This window comes from Tateyamaria sp. (assembly GCF_059783535.1).
Window position 1 is genome coordinate 26,266 of record NZ_JBYNDP010000005.1, and the last position, 26,464, is coordinate 52,729.

Genomic DNA, 26,464 nt, shown 5'->3' on the forward strand with positions numbered 1-26,464 from the left:
GTGCAGAGACAGACTGACCCACGAAGGCGGGCGGTTTCGCGGATCAAGCGCGGCACTGAGTGCTTGTGATCGTCCCGACTTCAGCGCGTTTGATCATTCTCGTCAGGTAAATCGTAAATGCCGCCAGTGAGCCAGGCGGGCCAATCCCGTTCGAAAAAGGATTTCGCATTGGGGTCAAAAGCGCGGTTGGGGCGGGTCGAGATCACGATGTCTGTACCGTCGAGCCGCACGAGGATTTGTTCGTTCATGTCTGCGTCACGCTCGGGGCGGAATCGCACATTTGGCAGCGGCCCTGTCCGGGCCATGGGCAAGGCGGTGCCGGCCGGATCGCATATAGCCCTTGCGCCGCGGCTGCCCCCGCCGTTCGAGATGTAGTGATCAAGGGCGGTCAGAACAGCCTCGGACGCGAGTGCCATTTGTTGCCATTGCAGGGCACGACCAATTTCATTTTCACGCGTGTATGCAATTCCCTTCCGGCGGATGGCGTCGTTCAGGTGCTGCGCCTCTGAACGTGCCGATGTCACGTTCTTGGCGGTGCAGAGAATGCCTGCGTGATCGCTCATCCGGGCCTGTATGCTGGCGCGGAGGTCTTTGATCGTGTGCGGACTGTCGGTTTTGAGGACGGCCCGTATTTCAGTGATGGTGCGGTCGATGTGCGGCTTAGTATCTGAAGGCGCGTGGGCTTTGCCGCTGGCGGCCACATGTTCGGCCACGCGGGTGCCAAACACCTGACCGGCATTCAAAGCCGACCCACCGGGCCGCGTCGCCCCGTGCGTACCTGACGCTTCGCCCACCGCGTAAATGCCTGCGATGTTGGTCCGCCCCCAGGTATCGACCGCGATACCGCCGTTCATGTGCTGGTTGTTGACCGCAAACTCCAGCGGGTCCGAGGTGATGTCGACCTTGTAGCGTTTGTAGAGCTCAATCGCGAGCGGGTTCATGTGGCGCAGCCGATCAATGGGCAGCTCGTGCGAGGCACCGGCATTTGACAGGTACGTGCGCACATCGTCATCCAACCGTGCAAGATCAAAGCCCTGATCCCCCGGCACGGGCAGCGGGTTACGGTTGAAGTCCATAAAGACCCGCCGCCCCTTTTGGCTTTCTGTGAAGATCGCAAGGTCCACGAGGCTGGACTGGAAATCGAGCATTCGACTGGCATGGAAGGGCCATTGATAGCCCTTGCGGAAGATGTTCGAGGCCATTTCCTGTGTGGTGCGATAGTAGTCGGCGAGAAAGTGGTGCTCGGCCCCGGTGTCATCCACGGAATAGATATGCGGTATCACCTGCACGTAGGTGCCGGACAGGTTCCATGGGAATCCTTCACGGCGGGTGCCGATGCCAAACTGGCTTTCCGTGATGTTGACCAGTTCGAGCCCGGTTTCCAGTGCGAGGCCAAGTGTGCCGAAGCACCCGTTGGGGAACACGCTGTCGCGATAAAGCTCGCCCGGGCCACCTGCCGCAAAGACGAGCGCCGCGCATTGGAACAGCGCGAGGCCAAGCGGGTTGGCATCTGTGCGTGCCTTGGGCCGGATCGTCAGCACACCGGTCACCTGCATCTGGTCCCCCTGCCCTTCGGTCAACACCTTCACGGCGGTGGTGTGATTGAACAGGGGGATGCCAAGGCCAATCGCTTCCTTTGCTAGCACCTTGACCATGAGCCGGGAGGTGCGCGGCCCGCAGGACGTGGCGCGCCCAACCTCGTCATGGTCGGTCTGATACCGGAGCGTGCCGCCAAGATCGTCCTGCGGCAGCGGCAGGCCGAGATATTGCAATGACGCCATGGCGCGGATCGAGCCGACGGCTTCGATGTATGCCATGTCTTCGTCCATCGCGCCGCCTGCGCGGATGGCGGCGGCCATGGCCTGGAAATTGTCGCCCTGATCCTTGGTATTGGCGGTGTGCAGCGTTTGCTTGTCCGACCCGGAACAGGCCGACGTTCCACCCCATGCGCTTTGACTGATGACGACGACATCCACATCGCGGCGCTTCATCTCGACCGCTGCGCGCAGGCCCGCGGCGCCGCTGCCGATCACGATGGCGCCACATGGAAACACGGGGATGTCGTAGCCCGAAGCTGTTACGTGCCGGTCCGGTGCAGGCTCTGCCAGCAAACGCGGCATGACCACGTCCGTGAGCGCATCAAGAATGTCTTGTGGGACGGAGAGAGCCACTTGGTCTTCCTTTCACTGATCAGATGTCGACCCATGCACGCTGCTTCGCAGAGGCCATGCAGGCATCCACGATTTGGCAGATATGGTGACCGGTCTCGAAGGTGGGCCACATGTGCGTGCCAGTTGTGATCGACTTAATGACTTCGGCCACTTCGATGATCTTGCTCTCGTTGTAGCCCAGCGCGAAGTTGGGCAGCGGCAGGAACGCGCCATAAGTCGGGTGTTCAGGGCCCACGTCGATCTCGCGGAAACCCCGTCGCCCGGTCGGGTCATCGTTGGAATAAAACCGCAGGCGATTGATCTCGTCGAACGTGTACGCGAGGCTGCCTTTCGTGCCGTAGATTTCATATGTTTGCATGAACTTGCGGCCAGTGGCGACGCGACTGAAATCGACGATGCCTTTTGCGCCGTTCTCAAAGATACAGAGCAGGTTTGTGCCATCCGGGTTGGTGACATCACCCCACTCGGTCCGATCCGTGATCTCCGGGGCTGCGCCACCAAAGTCCACCCCTTCGATCTTGGGACGCTTTGGGGCGGTGATGTAGCTGTCGGCGATCAGCGATGAAACGCGCCCGATCAGAAAGTCCATGAAGCTGAACACATGGCTTCCCGTGTCGCCGATGATCCCTGTGGGAGCCAGATCGCCATTGGCGCGCCACATGTAGGGGACGAGCGGGTCGCCAAACACGTCAATGTGCTGGCAGCCCTTGAACAGCTTGATCTCGCCAATTTCACCCGCATCGATGATCTCTTTGGCGCGTTCATGGATTGGGTTGCGGGGAAAGGAGTGACCGACGCGCGTGATCAGGCCCTTTTCACGTGCTATGTCCGCCAGCTCGCGCGCCTCTTTGGCGGTGTCGGCCAGAGGTTTTTCACAATAGACGTGCTTTCCCGCCAGAAGGGCCGCCTTGGCGACGTCATAGTGCAGGTTGTCCGGCAGGCAGATGTCGATCAGGTCGATGTCGGGATCGTTGACCGCCTCTTGCCAATTGGACAGGATCTTGGCCCCCGGGGCACGAAAGGCCAGATCCTTGGCCGCATCGGGGTTGGCCTCGACCAGGGCCGTGACGCGGGCTGTCCCACCGCCGTTTCCGAAGAAATGCGGAAAGGACTGGTAGGCCATGGTGTGAACCTTGCCCATCCAGCCAGACGCGCCCAGAACTGCGACTTTTACTTCCGTCATGTGCTTTTCCTTCTGTGTTGCTGGCGCTTGGAACGTTCCATCGTTTTGGCGCAGCGTGTTTCGGGGCCACCCACTGTCGGGCGCGTTGTAATCAGGGTCCGCTAGAGGCCCTTTTGATCAGTTGGACCGGGCTGCGGGCAGTCAGCGCAGGGCGTTTGCCATCCTTGATCCAGCCGAGGATTTGCGCAGCCGTTGATTTTGCAAAGTCAGGGATGTTGCAACTGACCGAGGTCAGGGACGGATAGCTGTCGCGGCAATCTTCGATATCGTCAAAGCCCACGACCCGCAGGTCGGTGCCGACGCGCACGCCAAGTTCAGGACAGGCCGCAAGCACGCCCAGCGCCACAAGGTCGTTGAAACATAGGACGCCATCGACATCCGGGTGTTTGGCTTGCAGGTCGGCAGCCATGGATTTGCCGAAGGATCGCGTCGCCTGCCCGGTCAGGACAAGCGGTTCAATCCCAGCCTCGGACAAGACCGCGAGGTACCCGCTCATGCGTTCCTCGGTGACCGGGCGGCCATCCAGTCCGCCAAGGAAGGCGATGCGCTTGCACCCCATCTCCAGCAAATGCTCGGTCGCGAGGCGCCCACCGCGTTCATAATCCGGCGCAACGAATGGAAACTTGCGGTCACTTGCATCGAGCGCCCGGAACACCTGTAGCGTGGGGGTATTGGAGGCTTCGAGAACGGCGAGGGCGTCCTGTTCGGAGCCATAGCTGGGCGAAACGATGAAGCCGGACACACCATGTTCAACCAGCGAAGAGATCATGCGCGTCTGCAGGTCTGGGTCTTCGTCCGAATTGGCAAGCACGGTCGCAAACCCGTTCTTGGCCAGTTCCATCTGAAACAGGGCCGCGAATTCGGTGAAGAACGGGTTGCGCAGGTCGTTGATCACCAGACCGATCAGACCGGACGAGGACGAGCGCAAAGTTGCAGCCGAACGATTGTAGACGTAGCCGATGTCGGCCATCGCCTGCCGCACCGCTTGCCGGGTCGATTCCTTGACCGTCTTGTTGCCTTGCAGGACAAGGCTGACGGTCGATTTCGACACGCCCGCCTGTTTGGCAACATCCAGTATGGTTGGTCTTTGACCCATCTGCAGGCGTCCCTTCGTTATCAGCCTTTGCTGGTCTCAGACATCAAGGTCGAGCACAAGGATGCCGTCGATCCCACCCACGGCATTTTCAACCAGTTGCCCGCCAAGTGCCTTGTGTTCATCATTGTCGGCATAGGTTTGCAGCGCATCCCAGCCGTCGAAATCAATCACGAAACCATGCATGTAGCCGCGTTCGATCTGTTCGGGGCTTTCGGACCGGCCGCCAGTGAAGTTCTGTGCGCCGGGCAGGCTGTCCGCCAGTGCAGACAGGCCCGCGTAGATACCGGCAATCTTGTCTTCGGACGTCTCCGGCTTGAACTTGGTGAGAACGATATGGCGGATCATTGCATGAGTCCCTGGTCTTGCTTGATCATGTCAGCGGCCTTTTCACCGATCATGATGGATGGAGCGTTGGTGTTGGAGGAGTTGACCGTGGGCATGACCGAGGCGTCGGCCACGCGCAGCCCTTCGATCCCATTGAACCGCAGCCGGGAGTCCAGCACGGCATCGGCATCACCGCCCATGCGGCAGGTGCCTGCGCAGTGGTGCGATGTTTTGGAGTGCACGCAGATGAAGTTGAAGTAATCCTCATCCGTCTGCACATCCGGCCCGGGCAGGCGTTCGGCCATGATGAAGGGTTTCAGAGCATCCTGCGCCAGAATATCCTGTACCAACTTCAGGCCGCGGATCGACATTTCGCGATCATAAGGGTCTGACAGGTAGTTCGGGTCGATCAGGGGCATATCGGCGGGATTGTCGCTTTGTAGCCTGACACTGCCCCGGGAGCGCGGGCGCAAATGGCAAGCGTTGAGGGTCACGCCGCCGTTTGGCATGGCTTCGACCCCGGCCTCGATCCCCGTGCCAAGCCCGAGATGCATCTGGATATCGGGCGAGCGCGCGTTTTCATCGGCATACCAGAAGCCACCGGTTTCAAAGAGGCTGGAGGCAACCGGCCCCTTGCGTGTGAAGAGGTATTGCAGCCCGGCCAGGGCGCTCAGGTGCAGCTTGGCAAAGCGGTCATAGGTGTGTGGGCCGGTCACTTCGCAGATCGCGTAGAGATCAAGGTGGTCTTGAAGGTTTGCGCCGACGCCCGGCTGATCCAGCACCACGTTGATTCCCAGCCCCTGCAGGTGATCCGCCGGACCGATACCCGACAGCTGCAGAAGGCGAGGTGATCCGATGGCGCCAGAGGACAGGATGACTTCGCGATCTGCAGTGACCTTGGTGCCGTCCGCCATCTCGACCCCGGTGGCGCGCCCGTTTTCGACCGTGATGCGACGGACCTGCGCCTGCATCTGGATGGTCAAGTTAGGCCGTGACATGGCCGGGACCAGAAACGCCATCGCAGCCGAGGACCGGCGCGCTTTGCGCTGTGTCAGTTGATAGTACCCTGCCCCGTCCTGTCTGGCCCCGTTCACATCTGTGGTCTTGGGGATGCCCAGTTGTCCTGCGGCCTCGATAAACGCGTCACAGATTGGCAGCGGCGCGGCGGGCATGGAGACGCCCAGTGGACCGCCCACACCGTGATACTCTCCATTGTAAGTGTCGTTATCCTCGGACTTCTTGAAGTAGGGCAGAACATCTTCATAGCTCCACCCCTCGCACCCCATTTGCCGCCACTCGTCGTAGTCCTGTGCCGCGCCGCGCGTATAGATTTGGGCGTTGATGGCCGAACCACCGCCGATCACCTTGGCCTGGGTATAGTTGAAGACCTTGTCCTGCATGGATCGCTGCGGCGTAGTGGACCACCCCCATGATCCGATACCCTTGGTCATCTTGGCAAAGCCTGCGGGCAGATGGAAAAACGGGTGGCGGTCGCTGCCGCCAGCTTCGAGCAGCAAGACACGCGCATCAGGGTGTTCTGACAGCCGCGCCGCGATCACCGACCCTGCCGACCCGCCGCCGATGACAATGAAATCGTAGCCCTTGGCCGTCATGCCGCAAACTCCGTCTGAGCAATGTGCCGCCCTGCCCGGTGTGCAAGTGCCGCGATGGTCAATGCGGGGTTCACGGCGGCAGAGGTCGGCAGGACCGAAGCGTCGACGATAAACAGGTTCTTGTGATCGTGGCTGCGGCAGAAGGTGTCCACCACGCTTGCGGTCGGGTCGGTGCCCATGCGGGCCGTGCCACATTGGTGGGATGGGGTACGCCGGTCGAATGGCCGCGCCATCACGATGGGGAAGCCGGCCTGCTTCAGCTTGGTGGTGAGGCTTTTGACCAGACGCTTGTGCGCGGCCCAGTTCGACCGCTGCCAGTCGAGTTTGATCTTTCCGTCCTTCAGCGTGACCCGGCTGTCGGGGTTCGGCAAATCCTCAGACATGGCGTAGAAATCAAAACTGCGCGTGGCGATTTGGTGGGCCAGCCAGCGCGGCAGGCGCGCATTCGCCGCAAGGATGGGGCCGGTGATTTTGCCGAGCAACTGGATGTTGCCCAGAGGCCCGTCGCCATCGCTGCCCAGGTAGTAGTCATTCACCATCAGCGTTTTCTGGTACACAGCACGGTTGCGCCGGAACGGATGCAGGGCCAGCACCGCACTGCAGTTGTGGTTCATGAAGTTGCGCCCCACCTGGTCCGAGCGGTTGGCAAGGCCGGTCGGGCAGTTGTCATTGGCCGAGGCAAGCAGCAATGCCGCCGTCTGCACCGCACCGGCGGCCAGCACGATGATTGGCGCTGTCAGCGTTTCTGTGCCGCCATCCACCGCGCAAGTCACCCCTGTCACCTGACCGTTCGGGTCAGCGATCAGGGCTGTTGCACGGCATCCGGTCCGGATCTGGACGTTGTCATGGGCCAGTGCGTTGGAGAGGCCGCAGGTTTCCGCGTCCATCTTACCCCCGCAGGTGTCGGGATAGGCATCCCACGTGGTCTGTCCCGCCGACAGCCAGCGGTCGATATCGACGCCGAGCGGGAGGTGGCTGGGTGTCAATCCAACCCGTTTCAACCGGGCGCGCAGATCGGCGATGTCGTCCTCATCCCGCACCGGTTTGTGCGGGTAGGTGCCGGAATGGGGCGGCTCTGTCGGGTCATCGCCCAAGGCACCTCGCACGGCATAGAGCTGTTCAGCTGCCTGATAGTCAGGTTCAAGATCGTCATAGCTGATCGGCCAACCGGGCGTCGCTCCACCTGCATGCTGCACCGCATCAAAATCCTCGGCCCGGTATCGGATCAGCACGGCACCGTAGAATTTCGAATTGCCGCCGACATTGTAGTAGTTGCCGGGGTTGAAAGGCTGGTCTTGGCCATCCAGCCAAACCTCGTTCGGGCGAAAGACGCCGTCCCGGAAAATCGCCTGCGCGTCACGGTCCCGTGGCGACGGGCGCAGGTGGTCCCCCCGCTCAAGGATCAGGATGCGGCGGCCCGTCGGCGCAAGCACTGCGGCCAGTGTCGCGCCGCCCATGCCCGAGCCGATTATGATGACGTCAGGCTGCATCAGGGTGCGATGCGCGCCTCGGTCGCGGGATCAAAGGCGACCGCTTTTTCCATGTTCACGGCAAATGTGAAATCCGCGCCCGGATGCACCTCGGCATCAGAGCGCATCCGCGCGATCACGTCCTTGCCACCCATGGTCATCGTCACGAAAGTGTCGGAGCCAGCGGGTTCCGTCACCACAATCCGATTGGTCATATGCGCGATGTTCGAGGATTTGCGGTCTGCCGCGTCTTCGTCCGTGATCGTTTCGGGGCGGATACCCAGAAGGATGTCTTTCCCGTCCCAGTCCGCCATGTTGTCCTGGCTGAACGGCAGGGCGGTTTCGGACCCGTCGTGCAATGCAACGCTCGCCATGGGCTTGCCATTCTCGACGGCGACCCGTGCCGGTACCACATTCATCGCAGGCGACCCCATGAAGGTCGCCACAAAGATGTTCGCGGGCGTGTCGTAGATATCCTGCGGCGTGCCAAGTTGCTGGACATAGCCGCCATTCATCACGGCAATGCGTGTCGAGAGCGTCATCGCCTCGATCTGGTCGTGGGTCACGTAGACGATGGTGGTGCCCAGCTTCTGGTGGAGCTTCTTAATTTCTGTCCGCATGTCGACACGCAGTTTTGCGTCGAGGTTGGACAGCGGTTCGTCAAACAGAAACACATCCGGATCGCGCACCAATGCGCGGCCCATGGCAACCCGTTGCCGCTGCCCACCGGAGAGGGCGCCTGGTTTGCGGTCAAGCAGCTGTTCGATCTGTAGAAGGTTGGCCACCTCCCGCATCGCCTTCTCGCGCTCAGGCTTGGGTGTGCCGTGCATTTCCAGCCCGAAGGTGATGTTCTGCCCAACCGTCATGTTCGGGTAGAGCGCGTAGGACTGGAACACCATCGCGATGTTGCGCTTGGACGGGTGGACCCCGTTCATCACCTGATCCTTAATCCGGATCTCGCCGCTGCTGATCTCTTCCAGACCGGCGATCATGTTCAGAAGCGTGGATTTGCCACAGCCTGACGGGCCAACAAGGACAAGAAACTCCCCCTCTTCGACCGAGATGTCCACGTTGTGCAGAACTTCGACCGCGCCATAGGACTTGGTTGTGTTGTCGATATCGAGAAAGCCCATAGGTCTTATCCTTTGACGGAGCCAGCCATCAGACCGCGCACAAAATAGCGGCCCGCGACGATGTAGACGAGGAGTGTGGGAAGTGCGGCCAGGATCGCACCGGCGAAGTGAACGTTGTATTCCTTCACCCCGTGGCTGGCCTGAACCAGATTGTTGAGCGCAACCGTCATGGGCTGGCTGTCAGCGCCCGCAAAGGAAGCGCCAAAGAGGAAGTCGTTCCAGATGTTCGTGAACTGCCAGATGATCGACACCACTGCGATGGGGCCCGACGAGGGCAGAAGAATACGCCAGAAGATCTGGAAAAACCCTGCTCCGTCGATCTGCGCTGCGCGCACCAGTTCGGTCGGGAAGACGGCGTAGTAGTTGCGGAAGTACAGCGTCGTGAACCCGATCCCGTAGACCACGTGCACCAGCACCAGCCCCCAGGTCGTTCCGGCCATCCCCATCAGGCCCAGCATCCGCGCCATCGGGATCAGAACGATCTGGAACGGGATGAAACAGGCAAAGAGCATGAGACCAAACAGGATTGTATCGCCCCGAAACCGCCATTTGGTCAGCACATAGCCATTGAGCGCGCCGAGAATGGTCGAGATGGCAACAGCGGGCACGACCATCTTGATCGAGTTCCAAAAGTAGGGGGACAGGCCCGTCGGCTCGACCCCGATCTGCGCCGAGGACCACGCCTTGGCCCACGGCGCAAGCGTCCAGACCTGCGGCAGGTTCATCATGCCGCCGCCGGTGATCTCTTCCAGCGGCTTCACCGAGTTCACCAGCATCACGTAAAGCGGCAGCATGTAGAACAGCGCGAACAGAACCAGCACGAGATAGATCAGCATGCGCACGGCGCGCCCTGTGCGGATGGCGGTATCTTGGGTTGCGTGCGCCATCATTTCTTCTCCCGCAATTCGGCGTAGAGATAGGGGATCATGATGGCCGCAATGGTCATCAGCATGATCGTGGCCGAGGCCGCACCGATCCCCATCTGGTTCCGCGAGAACGTGTAGGAATACATGAAGGTCGCGGGCAATTCAGTTGCCCGTCCGGGCCCACCACCTGTCAGGGCGATCACCAGGTCAAACGTCTTGATGGCGAGGTGGCTGAGGATCACGAAGGCCGACAGGAAGGCGGGCCGCAGCTGCGGAATGATGATCCGGCGATAGAGGTTCCAGTTGGAGGCGCCATCCATCTGCGCCGCCTTGAGGATTTCGTTGTCGATCCCACGCAAACCCGCAAGGAACATGGCCATGACAAAGCCGCTGGTCTGCCAGACGGCGGCTAGAACCACGGTGTAGATGGCAAAGTCCCGGTTCTTGATCCAATCGAATTCGAAACTGGTCCAGCCCCAGCTTTGCATGACATTCTCAAGTCCAATGCCGGGATCGAGAAACCATTTCCACGCCGTGCCTGTCACGATGAAGCTGAGCGCCATCGGATAGAGGTACACGGTGCGAATGAACCCTTCGGCCCGGATTTTCTGATCGAGGAAGATCGCAAGGCTGAGCCCGAGGACCGTGCAGATCCCAATGTAGAGCAGGGCAAAAACACCCATGTTGGTGATTGACGTTTCCCAATGGCTGAGGCGCCAGAGCTTGGAATAATTCTCCCATCCGACCCAGCCGAAGGACGGCAGAAGCCGACTGTCGGTAAAGGACAGATAGACCGAGAACGCGATAAAGCCGTAAACAAAGATCAGGACCATAGCCAGCGACGGTGAAAGCACCAGCTTGGGCAACCATGTCTGTAGCCGTGTCTTGAAATCCGCGTTGGCAGCCTGTGCCATGACGCGCCCTCCTCACCCAGAAGTCATTGGTTTGTTTTGTATCCAAAGTGTCGGGGCGACGGCATTGTGCCACCGCCCCGCCAAGGGAGGATCACTTGGCGATGGACACCGCGTCGACCAGTTCTGCGACGGCGGTTTCGCTGTCATACTCGCCGTTGAAATGCGCCGTGACTACGTCGTAGATCGCGTTCTTCACCGATGCCGGGTTGGCGTGGCCATGGGCCATGGAGCCAAAGAGGTTGCCCGAAGATGCGGCGGCTGCCAGATCGGCCATGCCTTTCTTGCCGCAATCGTCAAACGCCTCGTTCGACACATCGGTCCGTGCGGGCACCGACCCTTTGACAACGTTGAAGGCCGACTGGAATGAAGGCGACAGGATCGCTGTGGCCAGCTTGGCCTGTTCCGGGGAAACGGCCCCGCCCTGGTCGAACATCATGAACTGGTCCGCGTTGAACGTGACCTGATCAGACGTGCCGGGGAAGCGGAAGCACAGGAAGTCCTGACCCGGTACCTTGCCCGCGTTCAGAAACTCGCCCTTGGCCCAGTCGCCCATCATCTGGAAACCGGCTTCGCCATTGATGACCATCGCTGTTGCGAGGTTCCAGTCACGGCCTGAGAAATTCTCGTCCACGTTTTCGCGGATCACGGCCATGCGGTCGAACGCCTCTTTCATGCCGTCGCCACCCAGAACGCTTTCATCAAGGTCGATGAACGCGGCCTTATAGCCATCTGGCCCAAGCACCGACATCGCGACCGCGTCAAAGACAGTCGCCTCTTGCCAGGCCTGCCCACCGTGCGCGACCGGCGTGACACCGGCTGCCTTGAGCGTATCCAGAGCGGCGGTGAACTCTTCCCACGTGGTTGGGACCGCGATGCCGTTGGCGTCAAGCACTGCCTTGTTGGCCCAGACCCAGTTGGTCGAGTGCACGTTCACAGGCGCCGAAACCCACTTGCCATCCACTTTGGCGAATTGCTGCAGGGCGGCTGGGATCACGTCGTCCCACCCTTCTGCCGCGGCAACATCATTGAGGTTCGCCAGAGCGCCCTGATTGGCCCAGTCGAGAATGTCAAAGCCGAGGCCCTGAACGGCCGTGGGGGCATTGCCAGCGGTGACGCGCGCGCGCAAAACCGTCATGGCCTGTTCGCCGCCGCCCCCTGCAACGGGCATGTCGGTCCAGCCGACACCCTGACCTTCGAGGTCGTCCTTCAGAACGTTCAGCGCTGCGGCCTCACCGCCTGATGTCCACCAGTGCAACACCTCGACACCGCCGTGCCCATCTGCGTGAGCGGCACCGGCGCTGACCGTCAGCGCCAGCGCGATTGCTGTTTTGGTCTTCAAAAAAGAACGCATTGGTTTCCTCCCATTTTGCGTTTGTTGTGACGCGCGCTAGGCGCACGCCTCGACCCAAGGTGCCCGGCTGCGTCCGATGCGCATGACCATTGATTTCACCTCGAGAAATTCATCAAAGCCGTAGCGGCCAATTTCGCGCCCTTGGCCGGACTGCTTCATGCCGCCAAAGGCCAGTTCAGGGTATCCGTCCATCCAGGTGTTGGTCCAAACCGTACCCGCTTCGGCGCGGCGTGCAAACTCCAGACAGGTGTGGACGTTTTCGCTCCAGACGCCAGCGGAGAGGCCGTAGTTGCTGTCGTTGGTCAGCGCGATGGCCTCGTCCAGCGTGCGGAAGGTCAAGACCGACAGAACCGGGCCAAAGACCTCTTCCCGCGCAATCGCCATGTCGGGTGTCACGCCGCTGATGATGGTTGGTTGATAGAATTGTCGGCCAAGCCCGTCTACGGACAGAGCACCCCCACCAAGCTCAAGCGTGGCACCGGCGGCAGTGGCGGCCTGCACGTATCCGTCAATCTTGGCGTTGTGCTCGGGTGTAACGATGGCACCGACCTGCGTGGACGGATCAAGCGGATCGCCAAACTTCACCTGTTTGGACAGCGCAACCACGCGGGCCACAAACGCCTCCGCGACATCCTCGTGCACGATGATCCGGCTGGACGAATTGCAGCACTGTCCAACGTTGAAATAGACGCCGAAGGTCACAGCATCAGCAGCGCTTTCCAGATCAGCGTCGGGAAAGATCACCTGCGGGTTCTTTCCGCCCAGTTCCAGCGCAACCTTCTTCAGCGTCCCGGAGGCACTTTGCGTGATCAGCTTGCCCACCGCGGTTGAGCCGGTGAAGGTCACCATATCGACGTCAGAATGGGTCGACATCAGGCTGCCGACCGGCTCACCATAGCCCAGGACGATGTTGCAAACGCCCGCGGGCAGGCCCGCCTCCATTAGCAGTTCCCCCATCATCACGGTCGAAGAAGGTGTCATCTCGGACGGCTTGACCACCACCGTGCAACCAGCCGCCAAAGCGAAAGGCAGCTTCTGGGACAGGATCCAGAACGGGAAATTCCAAGGCGTGATGATGGACACCACGCCAATTGGTTCTTTGACGACGACACCCAGCATATCCTGGCCAAGCGTATTGTGGCTGTCCCCATGCGTTGTTCGCGCAAGGGATGCGGCGTAGCGCCAGAGGTCTGCCGCACCGCCCACTTCGCCACGGGCCTGGGAGATCGGTTTGCCACTTTCCAATGTCTCCTGCACCGCGATGCGTTCCACATTGGCATCGATCAGATCAGCGACCCGAAGCAGAACCGTTGCACGCTCCTTGCCCGAGATGCGGCTCCAGACCCCTGCATCGAAGGCACGCCGCGCGGCGAGAATGGCATGCTCTGTAACCGCAGCGTCGCCCTTGGCCGAGACACTGACAACCGAGCCATGCGACGGCGACACACGTTCGAATGTCTCGGTGCCTTCAACCCATTTGCCATCAATCAGATGACGTCCGGCAAAGGCGGAGGGCAGTGCGTAGTCAATCGCGGTGTTGATCGTCAGGTCATTCATCGTCTCAAGATCCATCAAAACTGGCTGCGCGCTTTTCAAGGAAAGCCTGCACGCCTTCATCACGGTCGGCGCTGGCGGCGGCTGCCGCACTGCCAAGCACCTCGATTGCGGCGCCCCGATCTTCGCCCACGCCACCGTGAATCATTGCCTTGGTCAATTCATTTGCGCGTGGCGATAGGTCACTCAGAGATGCAGCCATGTCTTTTGCGGTGGCCAGCGCATCGTCGGTTACATCCGCCGCAAACCCGAGCATGTGGGCGCGTTCCGCAGTGATGCGCCGCCCGAATATAGCCATTTCTTTTACAACGGGCTCCGACAGAAGCCGCACAAGGCGCTGTGTGCCGGACCACCCCGGCACAATTCCGACCTTGCCTTCGGGAAGCCCAAGCGTCGCTCGAGTAGACATCACGCGCACATCACAGCAGGCGGCCAGTTCCAGACCACCGCCAAATGCGTGGCCGTTGATGGCCCCGATGGTCGGCTTGGATAGCCGTGCCAGCATGTCAAAGATGCGGTGACCGTCCCGGACCCAATGGCGCGCAAACTCAGCCGGGCCAAGTGCGCCCCATTCAGCGATGTCTGCACCACAGCAAAACGCTTTTGGGCCCGCGCCAGTCACAATGACAGCTCGAATGTCCGGGCGGTGTTCAATGTCGATCAGATGCGCCTCAAGCGACCTGAGCATTGCCGTTGTGAAGGCGTTCAGCTTCGCTTCATTTGACAGCGTCAGAACGGCTGTGTCCTGATGATAGGTGCAGACAACCTCACTCATAGTGCGAGGCCTATGGGAGTATCGGCAAGCAGGTCCTTCGGCATGATCTTGGCGTTCTCCGCCACTTGCACACGGCCTTGGGAGGGGCCGATGATATGCTCTGCCGGATCTATGCCTGGCATGATTTCGGTTGCGACCAGACCGTTGCCGGTTAGCGCGATCACACAGCGCTCGGTGATGTAAAGCACGTTCTGCCCTTGCGCGCGTGCCCGCTTTCCCGAGAACGTCACATGCTCCACCTCGTCCACCATCTTGGTGAACTTGCCGGGTTCCGCGATTTCGATCTTGTCTTCGTGCAGGTTGACCTTGGCCCCTGCCTCAAACCACCCCGAGAATACAATGTTCTTGGCCCGGGCTGTGATGTCCACAAATCCGCCGCATCCCGCCGTCAGATATGGTTTCTTGCCCAGCTTCGAGACGTTGACGTTCCCTTCGACATCAACCTCGAGGAAGGACAGGAACGACATGTCAAAGCCGGCGCCTTGAAAGTAGATGAATTGCTGCGGTGAGGGCACAAACGCATCCGCGTTCGACGCGCATCCAAAGGCAAAGCCGGTCAATGGCACACCCCCGACGGCGCCCTGCTCGATGGCCCAGGTCACGGCGTCTGGATGCCCTTCCTCCAACAAAACACGCGGCACCATCGCGCTAATCCCGAAGCCAAGATTGGCGGTCATCCCACGACGCAGTTCCATCGCGGCGCGGCGGGCGATCACTTTTTCGATGCCATGGTCCGCCAGCGAGAAGCTGTCCCAGGGCCGCATGATTTCTCCGGAAATTGCCGGGTCATAGGGTGTTTCGGTGGTTTGTTTTTGATCCGCATCGACCACCACGTAATCGACCAGATGGCCGGGAACCCGCACATCATGGGGTCGAAGGCTGCCGTTGGCGGTCACGCGTTTGACCTGCGCAATGACCACGCCGCCGTTGTTGCGCACGCAAATGGCCTGTTCCAGGCCGCCCAGATAGGCACCTTCGTGTTCGTAGGTGAGATTGCCGCGTTCATCCGCCGTGGTGGCCCGAATGATGGCCACATTCGGTATGACATTCGGGAAATGCAGCCAGGTTTCGCCGTTGAATGCCACGCGGTTGACGATGGGCGCTGCAGCGCCCTTGTCGTTCATCGCGCAGCCCTGAAGCTCTGGATCCACGAAGGTTTCAAGCCCGACCTTGGTCAGGACACCGGGACGATGCGCCGCTGCCTCACGATGCATGTCGAACATGATGCCGGACGGAACATTGTAGGCGGCAACGCGATCCTCGACGATCATCTTCCAGATCTTAGGCATGTCGACACTGGATGGACCGGACGGATAGGACCCGGCCAGAACGCGGGCGAGCAAACCATCCTTGGCAAGATGATCCATGCCCTTAACGCCGTACACATCCCCGGCGGCAATCGGATGCAGTGAAGTGATATCGCGCGGGTGCCCTTCGGTCGTGAACCGTTCGCCAATGGCCTTGAGCGTCGCGTCCGGACACCCCAACGTCGAAGAAGAAGATACGGACAGTACGGCCCCGTCCGGAATCTGACGCGCGGCTTCGGCAGCTGGCACGACCTTCTTCATAGTATCCTCCCCACGCCAAGCTTATCGCTTTTTGGAACGTTCCACCAATCATTACTGGAACGTTCCAATTTCTGCAAGGTGTAATCTCACATCCGGCAAAGTGTTCAATTTACGGGACGAACACTGGGTTTACTGCGTTAACAGCTGTGCGTCGCGCTTCACTCAGGATGAAGAACACAATCACCAGTGCAGTGACCGATTCGACTGGAGAATTTGCGTCGCCGACCTCAGAATCGAACCGCAATAAAAAAACCCGGGCACTCAGGCCCGGGCAAGTCCAACAGGGAGGTACATGCTTTGCCGCGCGGCGGCCCCGGCATGTGCGGGCTTTCGTGCCTTCAATCTGAGCCAGGGCAAAGATGTCTGCCTTGACCCAAATCAATCTCAGGCCATCAAACGATACCCACCAGATTCGGTCACAAGAAGGCGGGCATTGGACGGATCTGGTTCAATTTTCTGACGCAGACGGTAGATATGCGTCTCGAGCGTGTGGGTCGTAACCCCGGCGTTGTACCCCCATACCTCGTGCAGCAGCACGTCACGCGCCACGACACCCTCGGTCGAGCGGTACAGGAACTTGAGGATGTTTGTTTCCTTCTCCGTCAGGCGGATTTTGCGGTCATCCTCGGTGATCAGCATCTTGACGGAAGGTTTGAACGTGTACGGCCCGAGGGTGAATACGGCATCTTCAGACTGTTCGTGCTGGCGCAGCTGGGCGCGGATTCGAGCGAGCAGAACAGGGAATTTGAACGGCTTGCTAACGTAGTCATTGGCGCCTGCATCGAGACCCAGGATCGTGTCCGCATCGGTGTCGTGGCCAGTAAGCATCAGGATCGGCGACTTGACCCCCTGCTTGCGCATGACCCGGCACAGTTCGCGACCGTCTGTGTCGGGCAGGCCGACATCGAGGATCACAAGGTCGTAGATCGCCTCCTTGGCCTTGACCAATGCGTCCTGACCGTTGCCAGCTTCGAACACGTCGAAATCTTCGGTCATGATCAGCTGTTCGCTGAGCGCCTCGCGCAGATCTTCGTCATCGTCGACCAGCAGAATTTTCTTCAGTTGCGCCATGGGCTTCGTCTCCCTTGATGTTGGATGATAGATGCGCTGCCTTCACTGTTTCAGCAAGTTGTGGGCCTTTTGTTTCACGCCCATGTGTCGGTGAACGGGCAAATGTTTCAATTCTCGTGCGATTTGCTTATGTCGGGCGGGATATAGAAGAGGATTTGTTACATGAGGCTGGGCCCGGATATCGTAGAGACGCTGGCGCGGGCACGGGCCGATCTGCGGATGGGCGTGCCGATTGTGGTTCTGGGAGACACCCATATGCTGGCCGTTGCGGTCGAGACGTTGACCGCAGAACGGCTGGTTGGGCTGCGCGCCCTCGGCACACCGCCGGAGCTGGCGTTGACAGGCTGGCGTGCAGATACGCTCAAGGCTCGTGTGTATGATGGGGATGTGGCCCGTATTTCGGTGCCTGATGCTGCTGCACTGGGATGGTTAAAGTCGCTGGCCGATCCGGCTGATGATTTGGCGACACCGATGAAAGGGCCCTTGCGTTCGATCCGTGACGGGGATGCGGCACCACATCGCGCCGCGTTGCAGCTTTGCAAATCAGCCCAATTGTTGCCTGCCGCCCTTTGCGTTGAGATCACCGATGGCTTGGCGTTTGCAGCCACACATGGCCTGACCGCAGTACCGCTTGCCTTGGCAGCACCCCTGCTGGGCGGCTCGAGCCTGTTGCATCCAGTGGTGCAGGCCCGCCTGCCGGTCGAAGCGTCCGAAGCCGGACGTTTGCATGTCTTCCGACCCGAAGATGGGGGTGAAGAGCACTATGCGTTCGAAATTGGGCGCCCAGACCGCAGTCAGCCCGTTTTGGCGCGATTGCATTCGGCCTGTTTTACCGGCGACGTGATGGGCAGTTTGAAATGTGATTGCGGGCCACAATTGCGTGGCGCCTTGGCCCAGATGGGAACGGAGGGCGCTGGCGTGTTGCTTTACATGAACCAAGAGGGGCGCGGAATCGGCCTCGCCAACAAGATGCGCGCTTACGCATTGCAGGATCAGGGTTTCGACACAGTGGATGCGAACCACCGGCTTGGGTTCGAGGATGACGAACGGGATTTCCGGCTTGGGTCAGATATCCTGAAGTCCATGGGGTTCACGTCCGTGCGCTTGCTCACCAATAACCCCGCGAAAGTGAAGATGATGGAAGCGAGCGGCATTACAGTGGCTGAGCGTGTGCCGCTGAAGGTCGGGGAAAACCGGTTCAATCGAGACTACCTTGCGACCAAAGCGGCCAAGTCGGGACACCTGCTGTGAAACCGACGGACATGGTGGTGACGCCGCGCGGGATGCGCTTTGCCGGGCGATGGTTTCCCTGCACGATTGGCAAGGGCGGCATCAGCGACGCAAAGCGCGAGGGTGATGGGGCTACGCCGCGAGGCTGCCACCGGATTGTCGGTATGCTTTATCGCCCGGACCGCATGGCTCCCCCGACAGATTGGGCTGTGCCCATTCGGCCCGGGGATCTTTGGTCAGATGACAGCGGCGATGACGACTACAACCAAATGGTGCGCGCGCCTTATGCACCAAGTCATGAACGGTTGCGCCGGGCTGATCCGCTTTATGATCTGGTCATCCTGACCGATTGGAACTGGCCCTATGCCGTAAAGGGCTGCGGATCGGCTATTTTCATGCACCGTTGGCGCAGACCCGGCTACCCGACCGAAGGGTGCATCGGGTTGCGGCCAAACGATCTGCACTGGATCGCCCCACGGATCGGTTACGACACCCGATTGATTGTTCTCTAACGGTTGGGCAGGCCCGCAGCGCGGCGCTGCGCGCGCAATTCAGATTTTGATGGGATCGCCGCGATCAACTCATCCAGACCGGCAAGCTCATCAGCGTGGATGGCGCCGTAACGCCTGCGCGGATAGTCCGGGTCGTCGTTTTGAGCGGCCCATGCGCGGGCGCATTTTAATGCCGCAATCCAGTCGTCGCGATCCCCACCCAGCCATTGATTGATCGGTCGCGCCACGGCTTCGTTCATGGATGCAAACAATGCTGGCCCGCCGTCAGGCGACTGGTTTGGGTCTGCCAACAACATCAACCGCGCCCGAAACTGCGCGCGATACATAACGCACCCCGCCTGCACGCGCGCACCTGAATTGAAGAGTTCCGCAGCACGCCGGTAGTCATCCCAAGCGCTCGGAGTGATAGGACCCGGTTTCACGCCTTGAGCAAGTGCGAGAACCGGCAAAAACATGAAAAGAAACAAGAGATACCGCATCATGTGGCCTGCCGTTCGCCAAAGATCGCGGAGCCCACGCGGACGTGCGTCGCGCCGAGCGCGATCGCACTTTCAAAATCACTGCTCATGCCCATTGATAATCCGGTCAGGTCATTGCGCTTTGCAATCTTGGCCAGAAGCGCAAAATGCAACGAAGGCTCTTCATCGACAGGCGGGATGCACATCAGCCCGTGGACGGGCAGGTCAAGCGCACGGCATTCGGCAACGAAGGCGTCAGCCTCTGCCGGAAGCACACCGGCTTTCTGCGGTTCTTCACCAGTGTTGACCTGCAGAAAGATGTCGGGGCATTTACCGATCTCTTGCGCAAGGCGAGCGACGGTTTTCGCTAGCTTGGGCCGGTCAACAGAGTGGATAGCCTGAAACAGCTCCATCGCCTGCCGGGCCTTGTTGCTTTGCAATGGACCAATCAGGTGCACATCGATCAGGCCATAGCGTTCCCGGAAATAAGGCCATTTGCCCGCCGCTTCCTGCACGCGGTTCTCGCCGAACAAGCGGTGCCCTTCGTCCAAGACGGCCTGAACCCGGTCAAGCGGCTGCACCTTGCTGACGGCGATCAGGTTGACCGTATCTGCTGCCCGCCCTGCCTTGCTACAGGCAGCTTCGATCTTGGATCTGACTTCAGAAAGAGACATGCGAGTACCTGTTGCATCTAGCTATCACGCAGAAAGCACGGTGTGCCGACAATTGCAAAGGTCCAGAAACGAAAAGGGGCAGGCCAAAGGCCCGCCCCAAATCATTAGGCTGTGCTTGACTTAGAAGTCGAAGCGAACACCCAGGTCTGCAACGGTGTCGCCAGCAACTTCCGCAACACCACCTTGCAGCGATACACCGCCGCCCAGCGAGTGGCGGAAGCCGATGCCGTAAGCGTCGGTGTCGGAGCCAGCTGCGCCGGTGTCGGAGTACGCAAAGCGGATTTCTGTCGCTGCTCCAACATCGTACTTGGCCGACACACCGTATGCGGTGTCGGGGTTCGCGTCGGTGTCTGCAACCAGCAAGGTGAAGGCGAATGCGCCAATTTCACCACCGAAGCCCAGGGCCCAGAAGTCGTTGTCAGCGTTCGAAGTCGCCGCTGCGCCACCGTCTACAACTGTCACGGTTGTGACGTCTTCGTTACCGAAGGCGACGCCAACGCTGTAGTTGCCGAAGTTGTAGCCAAAGCCGATCTGCCATTCTTCACGCGAAACAGTTGTGTCTGTCACAACAACAGCGCCGGAGTCAGCTGCGTTAACGACCGACTGCGATGTCACGTCACGGTCGTCGGTGATCGACGCTGCAACTGTGAAGTCGCCTGCGGTGTAGCGCAGTTTGATGGTTGCAGGCACATCGTCGTCGCCGCTGATGCCGGAAACAGGCAAGCCAAAGCCAGTCGATGTTTCAACGATCGCTGTCAGACCAACACCGTATCCGTAGTAGTCCAGAACGTCGCCGGAATCGATCACGTCGGAAGTGTTACCGATGTCCAGACGGAAGCCGCCGGATTCAACGTTGAATTCAGCCGCGCGAACGTCGGAGTCTGCACCGTCATTGGTCTCGATACGTGCACGCGCACCAAATTCCAGACCGTTGTCGGATGTTGCAGTACCTGTGATGTTCAGGCGGAAACGCTGCTCGATGCTGGTTTCGTCGTCAGCACCGTCGTTGTAGATCAGGCCGAAACGGCCAAAGCCACCAAAGCTAATGTCTGCAGCTGCCATGCCCGTGGTGGCAATCAGCGCAGTTGTAGCGAAGAGAACTTTTTTCATGAGTTTTCCCTCGGTTTTCAGTCACACGCCCTAACCGGGGAATCCGGCGAGGGGATGGATGCTGTCTCAACCATTTGCCTCAGCATCTCAAGCGACGCATCGGGTCGTAACCGCAATTCCAACATGGTTGGTGCAGCTTTGCCACAGTACTGCCATCCTGCGCAGGTCACTTTTCCGACCGACCTGCCTAGCATGTGACCCTGTCTTGCGAGCACAGGTCAACTTGGCTATCACGGGCGTCAACGAATATGGGTTGGGAATTCCGATGCGTAAAACGCGAATGGTAGGCCGGATGGTCACGATGTGCATGGCCATGTTTCTGGCTGGATGTGGGGGGTTAAACTTCCGTGGAAGCACGCCATCTTCCGACCCTGAAACATCCGGGCGCGAAAGAGGCCAGAGAAACGAAACCACGCTTGGTGAAGCCTTGCGTGCGCGGCGCAACCAGGAATCAATCGTTCGCGTCAACAAGTACATATGGTCTGCAAGCCTTCAGGTGCTGGATTTTCTTCCAATTCAATCCGTTGATCCATTCACGGGTGTGATTGTAACAGGCTTTGGCACCCCACCCGGTGGCGGTCGCGCTTATCGCGCCACGGTCCTTATCAGTGATCCTGCATTGGATGCCCGCTCGCTTAACGTGGCCTTGCAGACGCGCAATGGTCCTGCCAGCACAGCAACCGTGCGCGCAATCGAAGATGCGATCCTGACCCGCGCCCGCCAGCTACGGGTGGCTGATAACCGCCTTTAGGCCCTTTCAGCGCAACCCATTCCCTATTATCAGATGCGCCGGGCTTCATGCCCGGCGTTTTTTCATTCAGGACCAGAACCCATGGCCACCTATACCCCATCCGAGATCGAAGCCCGCTGGCAGGCCGCCTGGGACAAAGCAGGTGTGTTCACCGCAACTCGCAGTGCCGACAAGCCAAAATACTACGTACTCGAGATGTTCCCCTATCCATCGGGTCGCATCCACATCGGCCACGTACGCAACTACGCGATTGGTGATGTGATTGCGCGTTACAAGATTTCGACAGGTCATAACGTGCTTCACCCGATGGGATGGGACGCGTTTGGGATGCCCGCCGAAAACGCCGCCATGGCCATCGGAGGCCACCCCAAGACGTGGACATATGACAATATTGCCGACATGCGCGGTCAGATGAAGCCGCTGGGCCTGTCTATTGACTGGTCCCGCGAATTCGCCACTTGCGACCCGGAGTACTACGGCCAGCAGCAGGCGCTGTTCCTAGATATGCTCGATGCCGATCTTGTCTATCGCAAGAACGCGCAGGTGAACTGGGACCCGGTCGACATGACCGTCCTCGCCAACGAGCAGGTGATTGACGGCAAGGGCTGGCGGTCGGGTGCTGAGGTGGAGCGCCGCGAGCTAACGCAATGGTTCTTCAAGATCAGCGACATGGCCGGTGAGTTGAAAGATGCACTTTCATGCCTCGACAACTGGCCACCCAAGGTGCGGTTGATGCAAGAGAACTGGATTGGCGAGAGCCGCGGGATCGAGATCACGTTCCAGCGGACGGATGGGAATGGCACGATTCTTTGCTACTCAACACGTCCCGACACAATGCGCGGCGCGTCATTCATCGCCGTATCGCCGGATCATCCGGTGGCAAAAGAGCTTGAAGCAAAGAACTCGGACCTCGCAGCATTCATCAACGAATGCCGCAAGATGGACACCACCGAAGCGGCCATGGAAAAGGCGGAAAAGAAAGGGGTCGACACCGGCATCCGGGTCAAACACCCCGTCTATGCCGACCGTGAATTGCCCGTTTGGATCGGTAACTTCGTCCTTATGGACTACGGCACCGGCGCTGTCTTTGGCTGCCCGGCACACGATCAGCGCGACCTCGACTTTGCGCGTAAGTATGATCTTCATATCCAGAACGCTTTCTACATGCCGGGCGACACGACCGAGGTGGAAAACGAAGCATTGGTGCCTGCCAAGACGGAAAAAGTGGCGTATATCGACCATTTCGCCGGAATTGCCGAAGTGACGAGCCAGGACGGCATTGACGCCACCATCGACTATTTCGAAGCAAACGGGCTGGGCAAAGGCCAGACCCAGTACCGCCTCCGCGATTGGGGGCTGTCCCGCCAGCGCTATTGGGGCTGCCCGATTCCAGTTGTACACTGTGACGATTGTGGTGTGGTGCCCGAGAAAAAGGAGAACCTGCCGGTAGAGCTGCCTGAAGATGTCAGCTTTGACATTCCAGGTAATCCGCTGGATCGCCATCCGACATGGCGCGACGTGCCCTGTCCGTCTTGCGGCAAGCCCGCCAATCGCGAGACAGATACGATGGACACCTTCGTGGATTCGTCGTGGTACTTCGCGCGCTTCACCGCGCCGCGTGCGTCGACGCCCACCGATCTGGATGAGGCTGCATACTGGATGAACGTGGACCAGTATATCGGCGGCGTCGAACACGCGATCCTGCACTTGCTTTATTCGCGGTTCTTTGTGCGAGCCATGCGGATCACCGGGCACCTGCCTCAAGGGTGCGAAGAGCCATTCAACGCGCTCTTTACTCAGGGGATGGTCACGCACGCCATCTACCAAACCCGCGATGACAAGGGGCGCCCGATCTATCACCTGCCCGAGGATGTGACTGACGGCAAACTCGCAGATGGAACGGAGGTTGAGGTCATCCCCTCGGCCAAGATGTCGAAGTCGAAAAAGAACGTGGTCGATCCGTTGAGCATCATTGCCAGCTATGGCGCCGATACTGCGCGCTGGTTCGTCCTGAGCGATTCACCTCCGGAACGGGATGTGGAATGGACCGAAAGCGGAGCAGAAGCGGCATTCAAACACCTCGGCCGTGTTTGGACTCTGTCGGACAAGATCGCCAAGATGAGCTCCGGCGCTGAGGGCAGCGGGGATGACGATTTGTTGCGCACCATGCACAAGACGATTCATGACGTTACAATCGGTATCGAATCCTTCGGCTTCAATGCGGCCATCGCTAAGCTTTATAGCTTCACAGCGGTGTTGCAGAAGTCCAAGGCCAGCCATGCGGCACAGCGCGAGGCCGTGATGACGCTTGCCCAACTTATGGCCCCCATGACCCCGCACCTGTCCGAGGATATCTGGGCCCATCAAGGCGGTGAGGGACTGGTTATCAACTCCCCTTGGCCGAAGACGGACGAGGCGATGCTGGTGTCTGACACCGTCACCCTGCCCATCCAAATCAATGGCAAGCGGCGTGGTGAAATCACCGTTCCTGCAGACATGGACAAGGCCGAGGTTGAAAAACAAGCGCTGGCGACCGAAGCTGTACAAAAGGCACTGGACGGCGGAACCCCCAAGAAGGTGATTGTCGTGCCGGGCCGTATCGTCAACGTGGTGGTCTGACCGACATGCGCATCATTGCAGCTCTTGCCTTGACCCTGATCCTGACAGCCTGCGGGTTCGAACCCGTCTATGGCCCGGGCGGCACGGGGACTAAGCTGCAAAACCGTGTGTTGGTCGACACGCCCATTGACCGCGAAGGCTTCCTTCTGGTGCGGCAGTTGGAAGAGCGGTTGGGGCGCGCGGGTGACCCCGCCTACAGGCTCGGCATCGATCTGGCGGTACGGGAAGAAGCGCGCGCCATCGACCCTGACGGTGACATCCGCAGATTCCACGTGATTGGCGATGCCACATATACGCTTTCCGACACCGCGACAGGCGCTGTCCTTCAATCAGATGCTGTGGATAACTTTGTGGGCTATTCGGCAACCGGCACAACTGTTGCGACCCTTGCAGCCAAACGAGATGCCGTAGAACGGCTGATGACCATCCTTGCGGATGAAATTGTGCTGCAATTGCAGGCCTCTGACCTGTGAAGCTGAACACGGCCCAGGCGACCGCGTATTTTGCCAAGCCGGATCCGGATGCGGCGGGCCTGTTGATATACGGTGCCGATGGCATGCGCATCGCGCTGAAGCGCCAACAAGTCGTATCCGCGCTGATCGGCCCGCAGGGTGAAGAGGAAATGCGGCTGACGCGCATCCCGGCAGGCGATTTGCGCAAGGAACCCGCGCTTCTGTTAGACGCAACCAAGGCCATCGGCTTTTTCCCCGGCCCCCGCGTTGCGCTGGTTGAAGATGCAAACGAAACCGTCGGGCCCGTCATCACCGAGGCCCTGTCGGATTGGGTGGCCGGGGATGCGCAGATCGTGGTGACTGCAGGTGCGCTGAAACCCACGTCAAAGCTGCGCAAGGCGTTCGAGGCACATCCGTCGGCCTACGCTGCGGGAATCTACGACAATCCCCCGACAAGGGACGAGATCGAACGCGACCTGACTGCCGCAGGCATCACCAACCCGCCACAAGAGGCGATGCACCTGTTGATGGACCTCGCCCGGCAACTAGAACCTGGAGATTTCCGTCAAACTCTCGAAAAGGTTGGGCTCTATAAACTCAACGATTCCGAACCGCTGAGTGCAGACGACATCAGTGCATGCGCGCCCGCGTCAATCGAGGCAGACGTGGATGATGTGTTGCTGGTCGTCGGCGACGGAAATGCAGCAGCCATCGGTCCCGTCATGCAGCGCCTTCAAGCGCAGGGGGTGAACGCGGTCAGCCTGTGCATTGGTGCCATGCGCCATTTCCGGTCACTGCATCGCGCGGCTTGCGATACATCGGGCCGCCCACAAATCTGGGGACCGAACCGCGACAAGATGCTTGCACAAGCGCGGAACTGGGGCGCACCGAAGCTGGAACTTGCGCTGACAGAGTTAACGGATACAGACTTGCAACTGCGCTCTGCTGGTCAGAATGCACCAGCCCTCGCACTGGTCGAACGCTGCTTCATCCGGCTCGCCATGCTTGCCCGCCGCTAAACCAGACCGCCTTTGTGCCCCAGACCTTGGGGACCGCGCAGCGTAGGCCAAACCCCATTAAGGATGTCGTTGCCGCAAGACGGTCTTGAGATTACGCATGTTCCTCGGGCGGAGCGGAGAACATAGCGATCACTTCGGCCTCGGTCATCTGGTGCCGCCCTTCACCTGCAAAGGCGTATCCATCCGGCTTGCGATCAATGTAGATTTCACCAGTTAGTGGGATACCCGAAGGATCGTCCAAAGTGCCCATGCCAACATGCATTTCTCCATTCATCGGACCCGGCGCCGTTACCCGGTAGAACACCGAAGAACCACAGGTTTTGCAGAACGCCCGCTCTGCCCATTCGGATGAGGGGTAGATCGCCAGGTTTTCCTCACCGTCGATCTTCATTCCCCCCTTAGGCACGCGAATACCCAAGAACACACCGCCAGACCATTTGCGACACATGCCACAATGACAGGCTCCGGTTTCGGTGACAGGTTCAGTGATGGTGAACTTGACTGCCCCACAGACGCAGGATCCTGATTTTGTCATTGTGACCTCCTATGGC

24 protein-coding genes are annotated in these 26,464 nt (G+C 59.7%); 6 read left to right on the plus strand and 18 right to left on the minus strand.

Annotated features, from left to right (window positions below):
• Positions 1-80: 80 nt before the first annotated feature.
• The 14 genes from AC6RA8_RS02005 to AC6RA8_RS02070 all read right to left on the minus strand — a co-directional run bounded on the left by AC6RA8_RS02005 (position 81) and on the right by AC6RA8_RS02070 (position 17,088).
• Positions 81-2,171 (minus strand): FAD-binding protein, encoded by a 2,091-nt coding sequence (locus AC6RA8_RS02005; RefSeq protein ID WP_500350456.1) that lies wholly within the window; start codon positions 2,169-2,171, stop codon positions 81-83.
• Between the two features lie 19 nt (positions 2,172-2,190).
• A complete protein-coding gene (locus tag AC6RA8_RS02010; RefSeq protein ID WP_500350457.1) occupies positions 2,191-3,354 on the minus strand; it encodes a Gfo/Idh/MocA family protein in 1,164 nt (387 codons plus the stop codon).
• Between the two features lie 91 nt (positions 3,355-3,445).
• Entirely contained in the window at positions 3,446-4,450 is a 1,005-nt protein-coding gene (locus AC6RA8_RS02015; protein WP_500350458.1) for a LacI family DNA-binding transcriptional regulator, read from the minus strand.
• A gap of 36 nt (positions 4,451-4,486) precedes the next feature.
• A complete protein-coding gene (locus tag AC6RA8_RS02020; protein ID WP_500350459.1) occupies positions 4,487-4,795 on the minus strand; it encodes a Dabb family protein in 309 nt (102 codons plus the stop codon).
• Positions 4,792-6,387, minus strand: a complete 1,596-nt coding sequence (locus tag AC6RA8_RS02025; protein ID WP_500350460.1) for a GMC family oxidoreductase — start codon at positions 6,385-6,387, stop codon at positions 4,792-4,794. Before AC6RA8_RS02025 ends, AC6RA8_RS02020 begins: the two co-directional genes overlap by 4 nt.
• A complete protein-coding gene (locus AC6RA8_RS02030; protein WP_500350461.1) occupies positions 6,384-7,877 on the minus strand; it encodes an FAD-dependent oxidoreductase in 1,494 nt (497 codons plus the stop codon). The genes AC6RA8_RS02025 and AC6RA8_RS02030 overlap by 4 nt, the downstream gene beginning before the upstream one ends.
• The gene (locus AC6RA8_RS02035; protein WP_500350462.1) at positions 7,877-8,989 is read right to left on the minus strand and encodes an ABC transporter ATP-binding protein; all 1,113 of its coding nucleotides are present in this window, start codon (positions 8,987-8,989) and stop codon (positions 7,877-7,879) included. The genes AC6RA8_RS02030 and AC6RA8_RS02035 overlap by 1 nt, the downstream gene beginning before the upstream one ends.
• Before the next feature lie 5 nt (positions 8,990-8,994).
• Positions 8,995-9,876, minus strand: coding sequence for a carbohydrate ABC transporter permease (locus AC6RA8_RS02040; RefSeq protein WP_500350463.1), 882 nt, complete (start codon positions 9,874-9,876; stop codon positions 8,995-8,997).
• Positions 9,876-10,769, minus strand: a complete 894-nt coding sequence (locus AC6RA8_RS02045) for a carbohydrate ABC transporter permease (RefSeq protein ID WP_500350464.1) — start codon at positions 10,767-10,769, stop codon at positions 9,876-9,878. Before AC6RA8_RS02045 ends, AC6RA8_RS02040 begins: the two co-directional genes overlap by 1 nt.
• Before the next feature lie 91 nt (positions 10,770-10,860).
• Positions 10,861-12,120 (minus strand): ABC transporter substrate-binding protein, encoded by a 1,260-nt coding sequence (locus AC6RA8_RS02050; protein WP_500350465.1) that lies wholly within the window; start codon positions 12,118-12,120, stop codon positions 10,861-10,863.
• Between the two features lie 36 nt (positions 12,121-12,156).
• Positions 12,157-13,692 (minus strand): aldehyde dehydrogenase family protein, encoded by a 1,536-nt coding sequence (locus tag AC6RA8_RS02055; protein WP_500350466.1) that lies wholly within the window; start codon positions 13,690-13,692, stop codon positions 12,157-12,159.
• Complete coding sequence (locus AC6RA8_RS02060; protein ID WP_500350467.1) at positions 13,682-14,449, minus strand: enoyl-CoA hydratase/isomerase family protein; 768 nt, start codon at positions 14,447-14,449, stop codon at positions 13,682-13,684. The genes AC6RA8_RS02055 and AC6RA8_RS02060 overlap by 11 nt, the downstream gene beginning before the upstream one ends.
• The gene (locus AC6RA8_RS02065) at positions 14,446-16,017 is read right to left on the minus strand and encodes an acyl CoA:acetate/3-ketoacid CoA transferase (RefSeq protein WP_500350468.1); all 1,572 of its coding nucleotides are present in this window, start codon (positions 16,015-16,017) and stop codon (positions 14,446-14,448) included. The genes AC6RA8_RS02060 and AC6RA8_RS02065 overlap by 4 nt, the downstream gene beginning before the upstream one ends.
• A 384-nt stretch (positions 16,018-16,401) precedes the next feature.
• A complete protein-coding gene (locus tag AC6RA8_RS02070; protein WP_189367454.1) occupies positions 16,402-17,088 on the minus strand; it encodes a response regulator transcription factor in 687 nt (228 codons plus the stop codon).
• 162 nt (positions 17,089-17,250) lie between these two features.
• On the opposite strand from AC6RA8_RS02070, the gene ribA reads away from it, so the two are divergent.
• Positions 17,251-18,339, plus strand: a complete 1,089-nt coding sequence (gene ribA, locus AC6RA8_RS02075) for a GTP cyclohydrolase II (protein ID WP_500350469.1) — start codon at positions 17,251-17,253, stop codon at positions 18,337-18,339.
• Entirely contained in the window at positions 18,336-18,830 is a 495-nt protein-coding gene (locus AC6RA8_RS02080) for a L,D-transpeptidase family protein (RefSeq protein WP_500350470.1), read from the plus strand. The genes ribA and AC6RA8_RS02080 overlap by 4 nt, the downstream gene beginning before the upstream one ends.
• Here AC6RA8_RS02080 and AC6RA8_RS02085 read toward each other — a convergent pair.
• From AC6RA8_RS02085 to AC6RA8_RS02095, 3 genes are all read right to left on the minus strand, one after another.
• A complete protein-coding gene (locus AC6RA8_RS02085) occupies positions 18,827-19,252 on the minus strand; it encodes a hypothetical protein (protein WP_500350471.1) in 426 nt (141 codons plus the stop codon). The genes AC6RA8_RS02080 and AC6RA8_RS02085 overlap by 4 nt on opposite strands.
• A 56-nt stretch (positions 19,253-19,308) precedes the next feature.
• Positions 19,309-19,962: a YggS family pyridoxal phosphate-dependent enzyme gene (locus AC6RA8_RS02090; protein ID WP_500350472.1), complete on the minus strand. Its 654-nt coding sequence runs from the start codon at positions 19,960-19,962 to the stop codon at positions 19,309-19,311.
• Positions 19,963-20,082: 120 nt separating this feature from the next.
• Entirely contained in the window at positions 20,083-21,072 is a 990-nt protein-coding gene (locus AC6RA8_RS02095) for a porin (protein WP_500350473.1), read from the minus strand.
• A 265-nt stretch (positions 21,073-21,337) separates the two neighbouring features.
• On the opposite strand from AC6RA8_RS02095, the gene AC6RA8_RS02100 reads away from it, so the two are divergent.
• From AC6RA8_RS02100 to holA, 4 genes are all read left to right on the plus strand, one after another.
• Complete coding sequence (locus AC6RA8_RS02100) at positions 21,338-21,823, plus strand: DUF3576 domain-containing protein (protein ID WP_500350474.1); 486 nt, start codon at positions 21,338-21,340, stop codon at positions 21,821-21,823.
• Positions 21,824-21,904: 81 nt separating this feature from the next.
• Positions 21,905-24,442 carry a leucine--tRNA ligase gene (gene leuS / locus AC6RA8_RS02105; RefSeq protein WP_500350475.1) on the plus strand — a complete coding sequence of 846 codons (2,538 nt, stop codon included), beginning with the start codon at positions 21,905-21,907 and terminating at the stop codon, positions 24,440-24,442.
• A gap of 5 nt (positions 24,443-24,447) precedes the next feature.
• Positions 24,448-24,915 (plus strand): LPS assembly lipoprotein LptE, encoded by a 468-nt coding sequence (lptE, locus tag AC6RA8_RS02110; protein ID WP_500350476.1) that lies wholly within the window; start codon positions 24,448-24,450, stop codon positions 24,913-24,915.
• A complete protein-coding gene (gene holA / locus AC6RA8_RS02115; protein WP_500350477.1) occupies positions 24,912-25,913 on the plus strand; it encodes a DNA polymerase III subunit delta in 1,002 nt (333 codons plus the stop codon). The genes lptE and holA overlap by 4 nt, the downstream gene beginning before the upstream one ends.
• Before the next feature lie 91 nt (positions 25,914-26,004).
• On the opposite strand, the gene AC6RA8_RS02120 is transcribed toward holA, so the two are convergent.
• On the minus strand, positions 26,005-26,448 hold the full coding sequence (locus AC6RA8_RS02120; protein WP_500350478.1) for a GFA family protein: 444 nt from the start codon (positions 26,446-26,448) through the stop codon (positions 26,005-26,007).
• Positions 26,449-26,464 lie beyond the last annotated feature (16 nt).

Excerpts from the sequence above, each read along its gene's own strand:
- AC6RA8_RS02045 (WP_500350464.1), bottom strand. The coding sequence starts at position 10,769 with ATGGCACAGGCTGCCAACGCGGATTTCAAGACACGGCTACAGACATGG.
- AC6RA8_RS02120 (WP_500350478.1), bottom strand. The coding sequence starts at position 26,448 with ATGACAAAATCAGGATCCTGCGTCTGTGGGGCAGTCAAGTTCACCATC.
- ribA (WP_500350469.1), top strand. The coding sequence starts at position 17,251 with ATGAGGCTGGGCCCGGATATCGTAGAGACGCTGGCGCGGGCACGGGCC.
- AC6RA8_RS02095 (WP_500350473.1), bottom strand. The coding sequence starts at position 21,072 with ATGAAAAAAGTTCTCTTCGCTACAACTGCGCTGATTGCCACCACGGGC.
- AC6RA8_RS02090 (WP_500350472.1), bottom strand. The coding sequence starts at position 19,962 with ATGTCTCTTTCTGAAGTCAGATCCAAGATCGAAGCTGCCTGTAGCAAG.
- leuS (WP_500350475.1), top strand. The coding sequence starts at position 21,905 with ATGGCCACCTATACCCCATCCGAGATCGAAGCCCGCTGGCAGGCCGCC.
- AC6RA8_RS02015 (WP_500350458.1), bottom strand. The coding sequence starts at position 4,450 with ATGGGTCAAAGACCAACCATACTGGATGTTGCCAAACAGGCGGGCGTG.
- AC6RA8_RS02040 (WP_500350463.1), bottom strand. The coding sequence starts at position 9,876 with ATGGCGCACGCAACCCAAGATACCGCCATCCGCACAGGGCGCGCCGTG.
- AC6RA8_RS02065 (WP_500350468.1), bottom strand. The coding sequence starts at position 16,017 with ATGAAGAAGGTCGTGCCAGCTGCCGAAGCCGCGCGTCAGATTCCGGAC.
- AC6RA8_RS02030 (WP_500350461.1), bottom strand. The coding sequence starts at position 7,877 with ATGCAGCCTGACGTCATCATAATCGGCTCGGGCATGGGCGGCGCGACA.
- AC6RA8_RS02035 (WP_500350462.1), bottom strand. The coding sequence starts at position 8,989 with ATGGGCTTTCTCGATATCGACAACACAACCAAGTCCTATGGCGCGGTC.
- AC6RA8_RS02025 (WP_500350460.1), bottom strand. The coding sequence starts at position 6,387 with ATGACGGCCAAGGGCTACGATTTCATTGTCATCGGCGGCGGGTCGGCA.
- AC6RA8_RS02060 (WP_500350467.1), bottom strand. The coding sequence starts at position 14,449 with ATGAGTGAGGTTGTCTGCACCTATCATCAGGACACAGCCGTTCTGACG.
- AC6RA8_RS02020 (WP_500350459.1), bottom strand. The coding sequence starts at position 4,795 with ATGATCCGCCATATCGTTCTCACCAAGTTCAAGCCGGAGACGTCCGAA.
- AC6RA8_RS02050 (WP_500350465.1), bottom strand. The coding sequence starts at position 12,120 with ATGCGTTCTTTTTTGAAGACCAAAACAGCAATCGCGCTGGCGCTGACG.
- AC6RA8_RS02070 (WP_189367454.1), bottom strand. The coding sequence starts at position 17,088 with ATGGCGCAACTGAAGAAAATTCTGCTGGTCGACGATGACGAAGATCTG.
- AC6RA8_RS02100 (WP_500350474.1), top strand. The coding sequence starts at position 21,338 with ATGCGTAAAACGCGAATGGTAGGCCGGATGGTCACGATGTGCATGGCC.
- AC6RA8_RS02010 (WP_500350457.1), bottom strand. The coding sequence starts at position 3,354 with ATGACGGAAGTAAAAGTCGCAGTTCTGGGCGCGTCTGGCTGGATGGGC.
- AC6RA8_RS02055 (WP_500350466.1), bottom strand. The coding sequence starts at position 13,692 with ATGGATCTTGAGACGATGAATGACCTGACGATCAACACCGCGATTGAC.
- lptE (WP_500350476.1), top strand. The coding sequence starts at position 24,448 with ATGCGCATCATTGCAGCTCTTGCCTTGACCCTGATCCTGACAGCCTGC.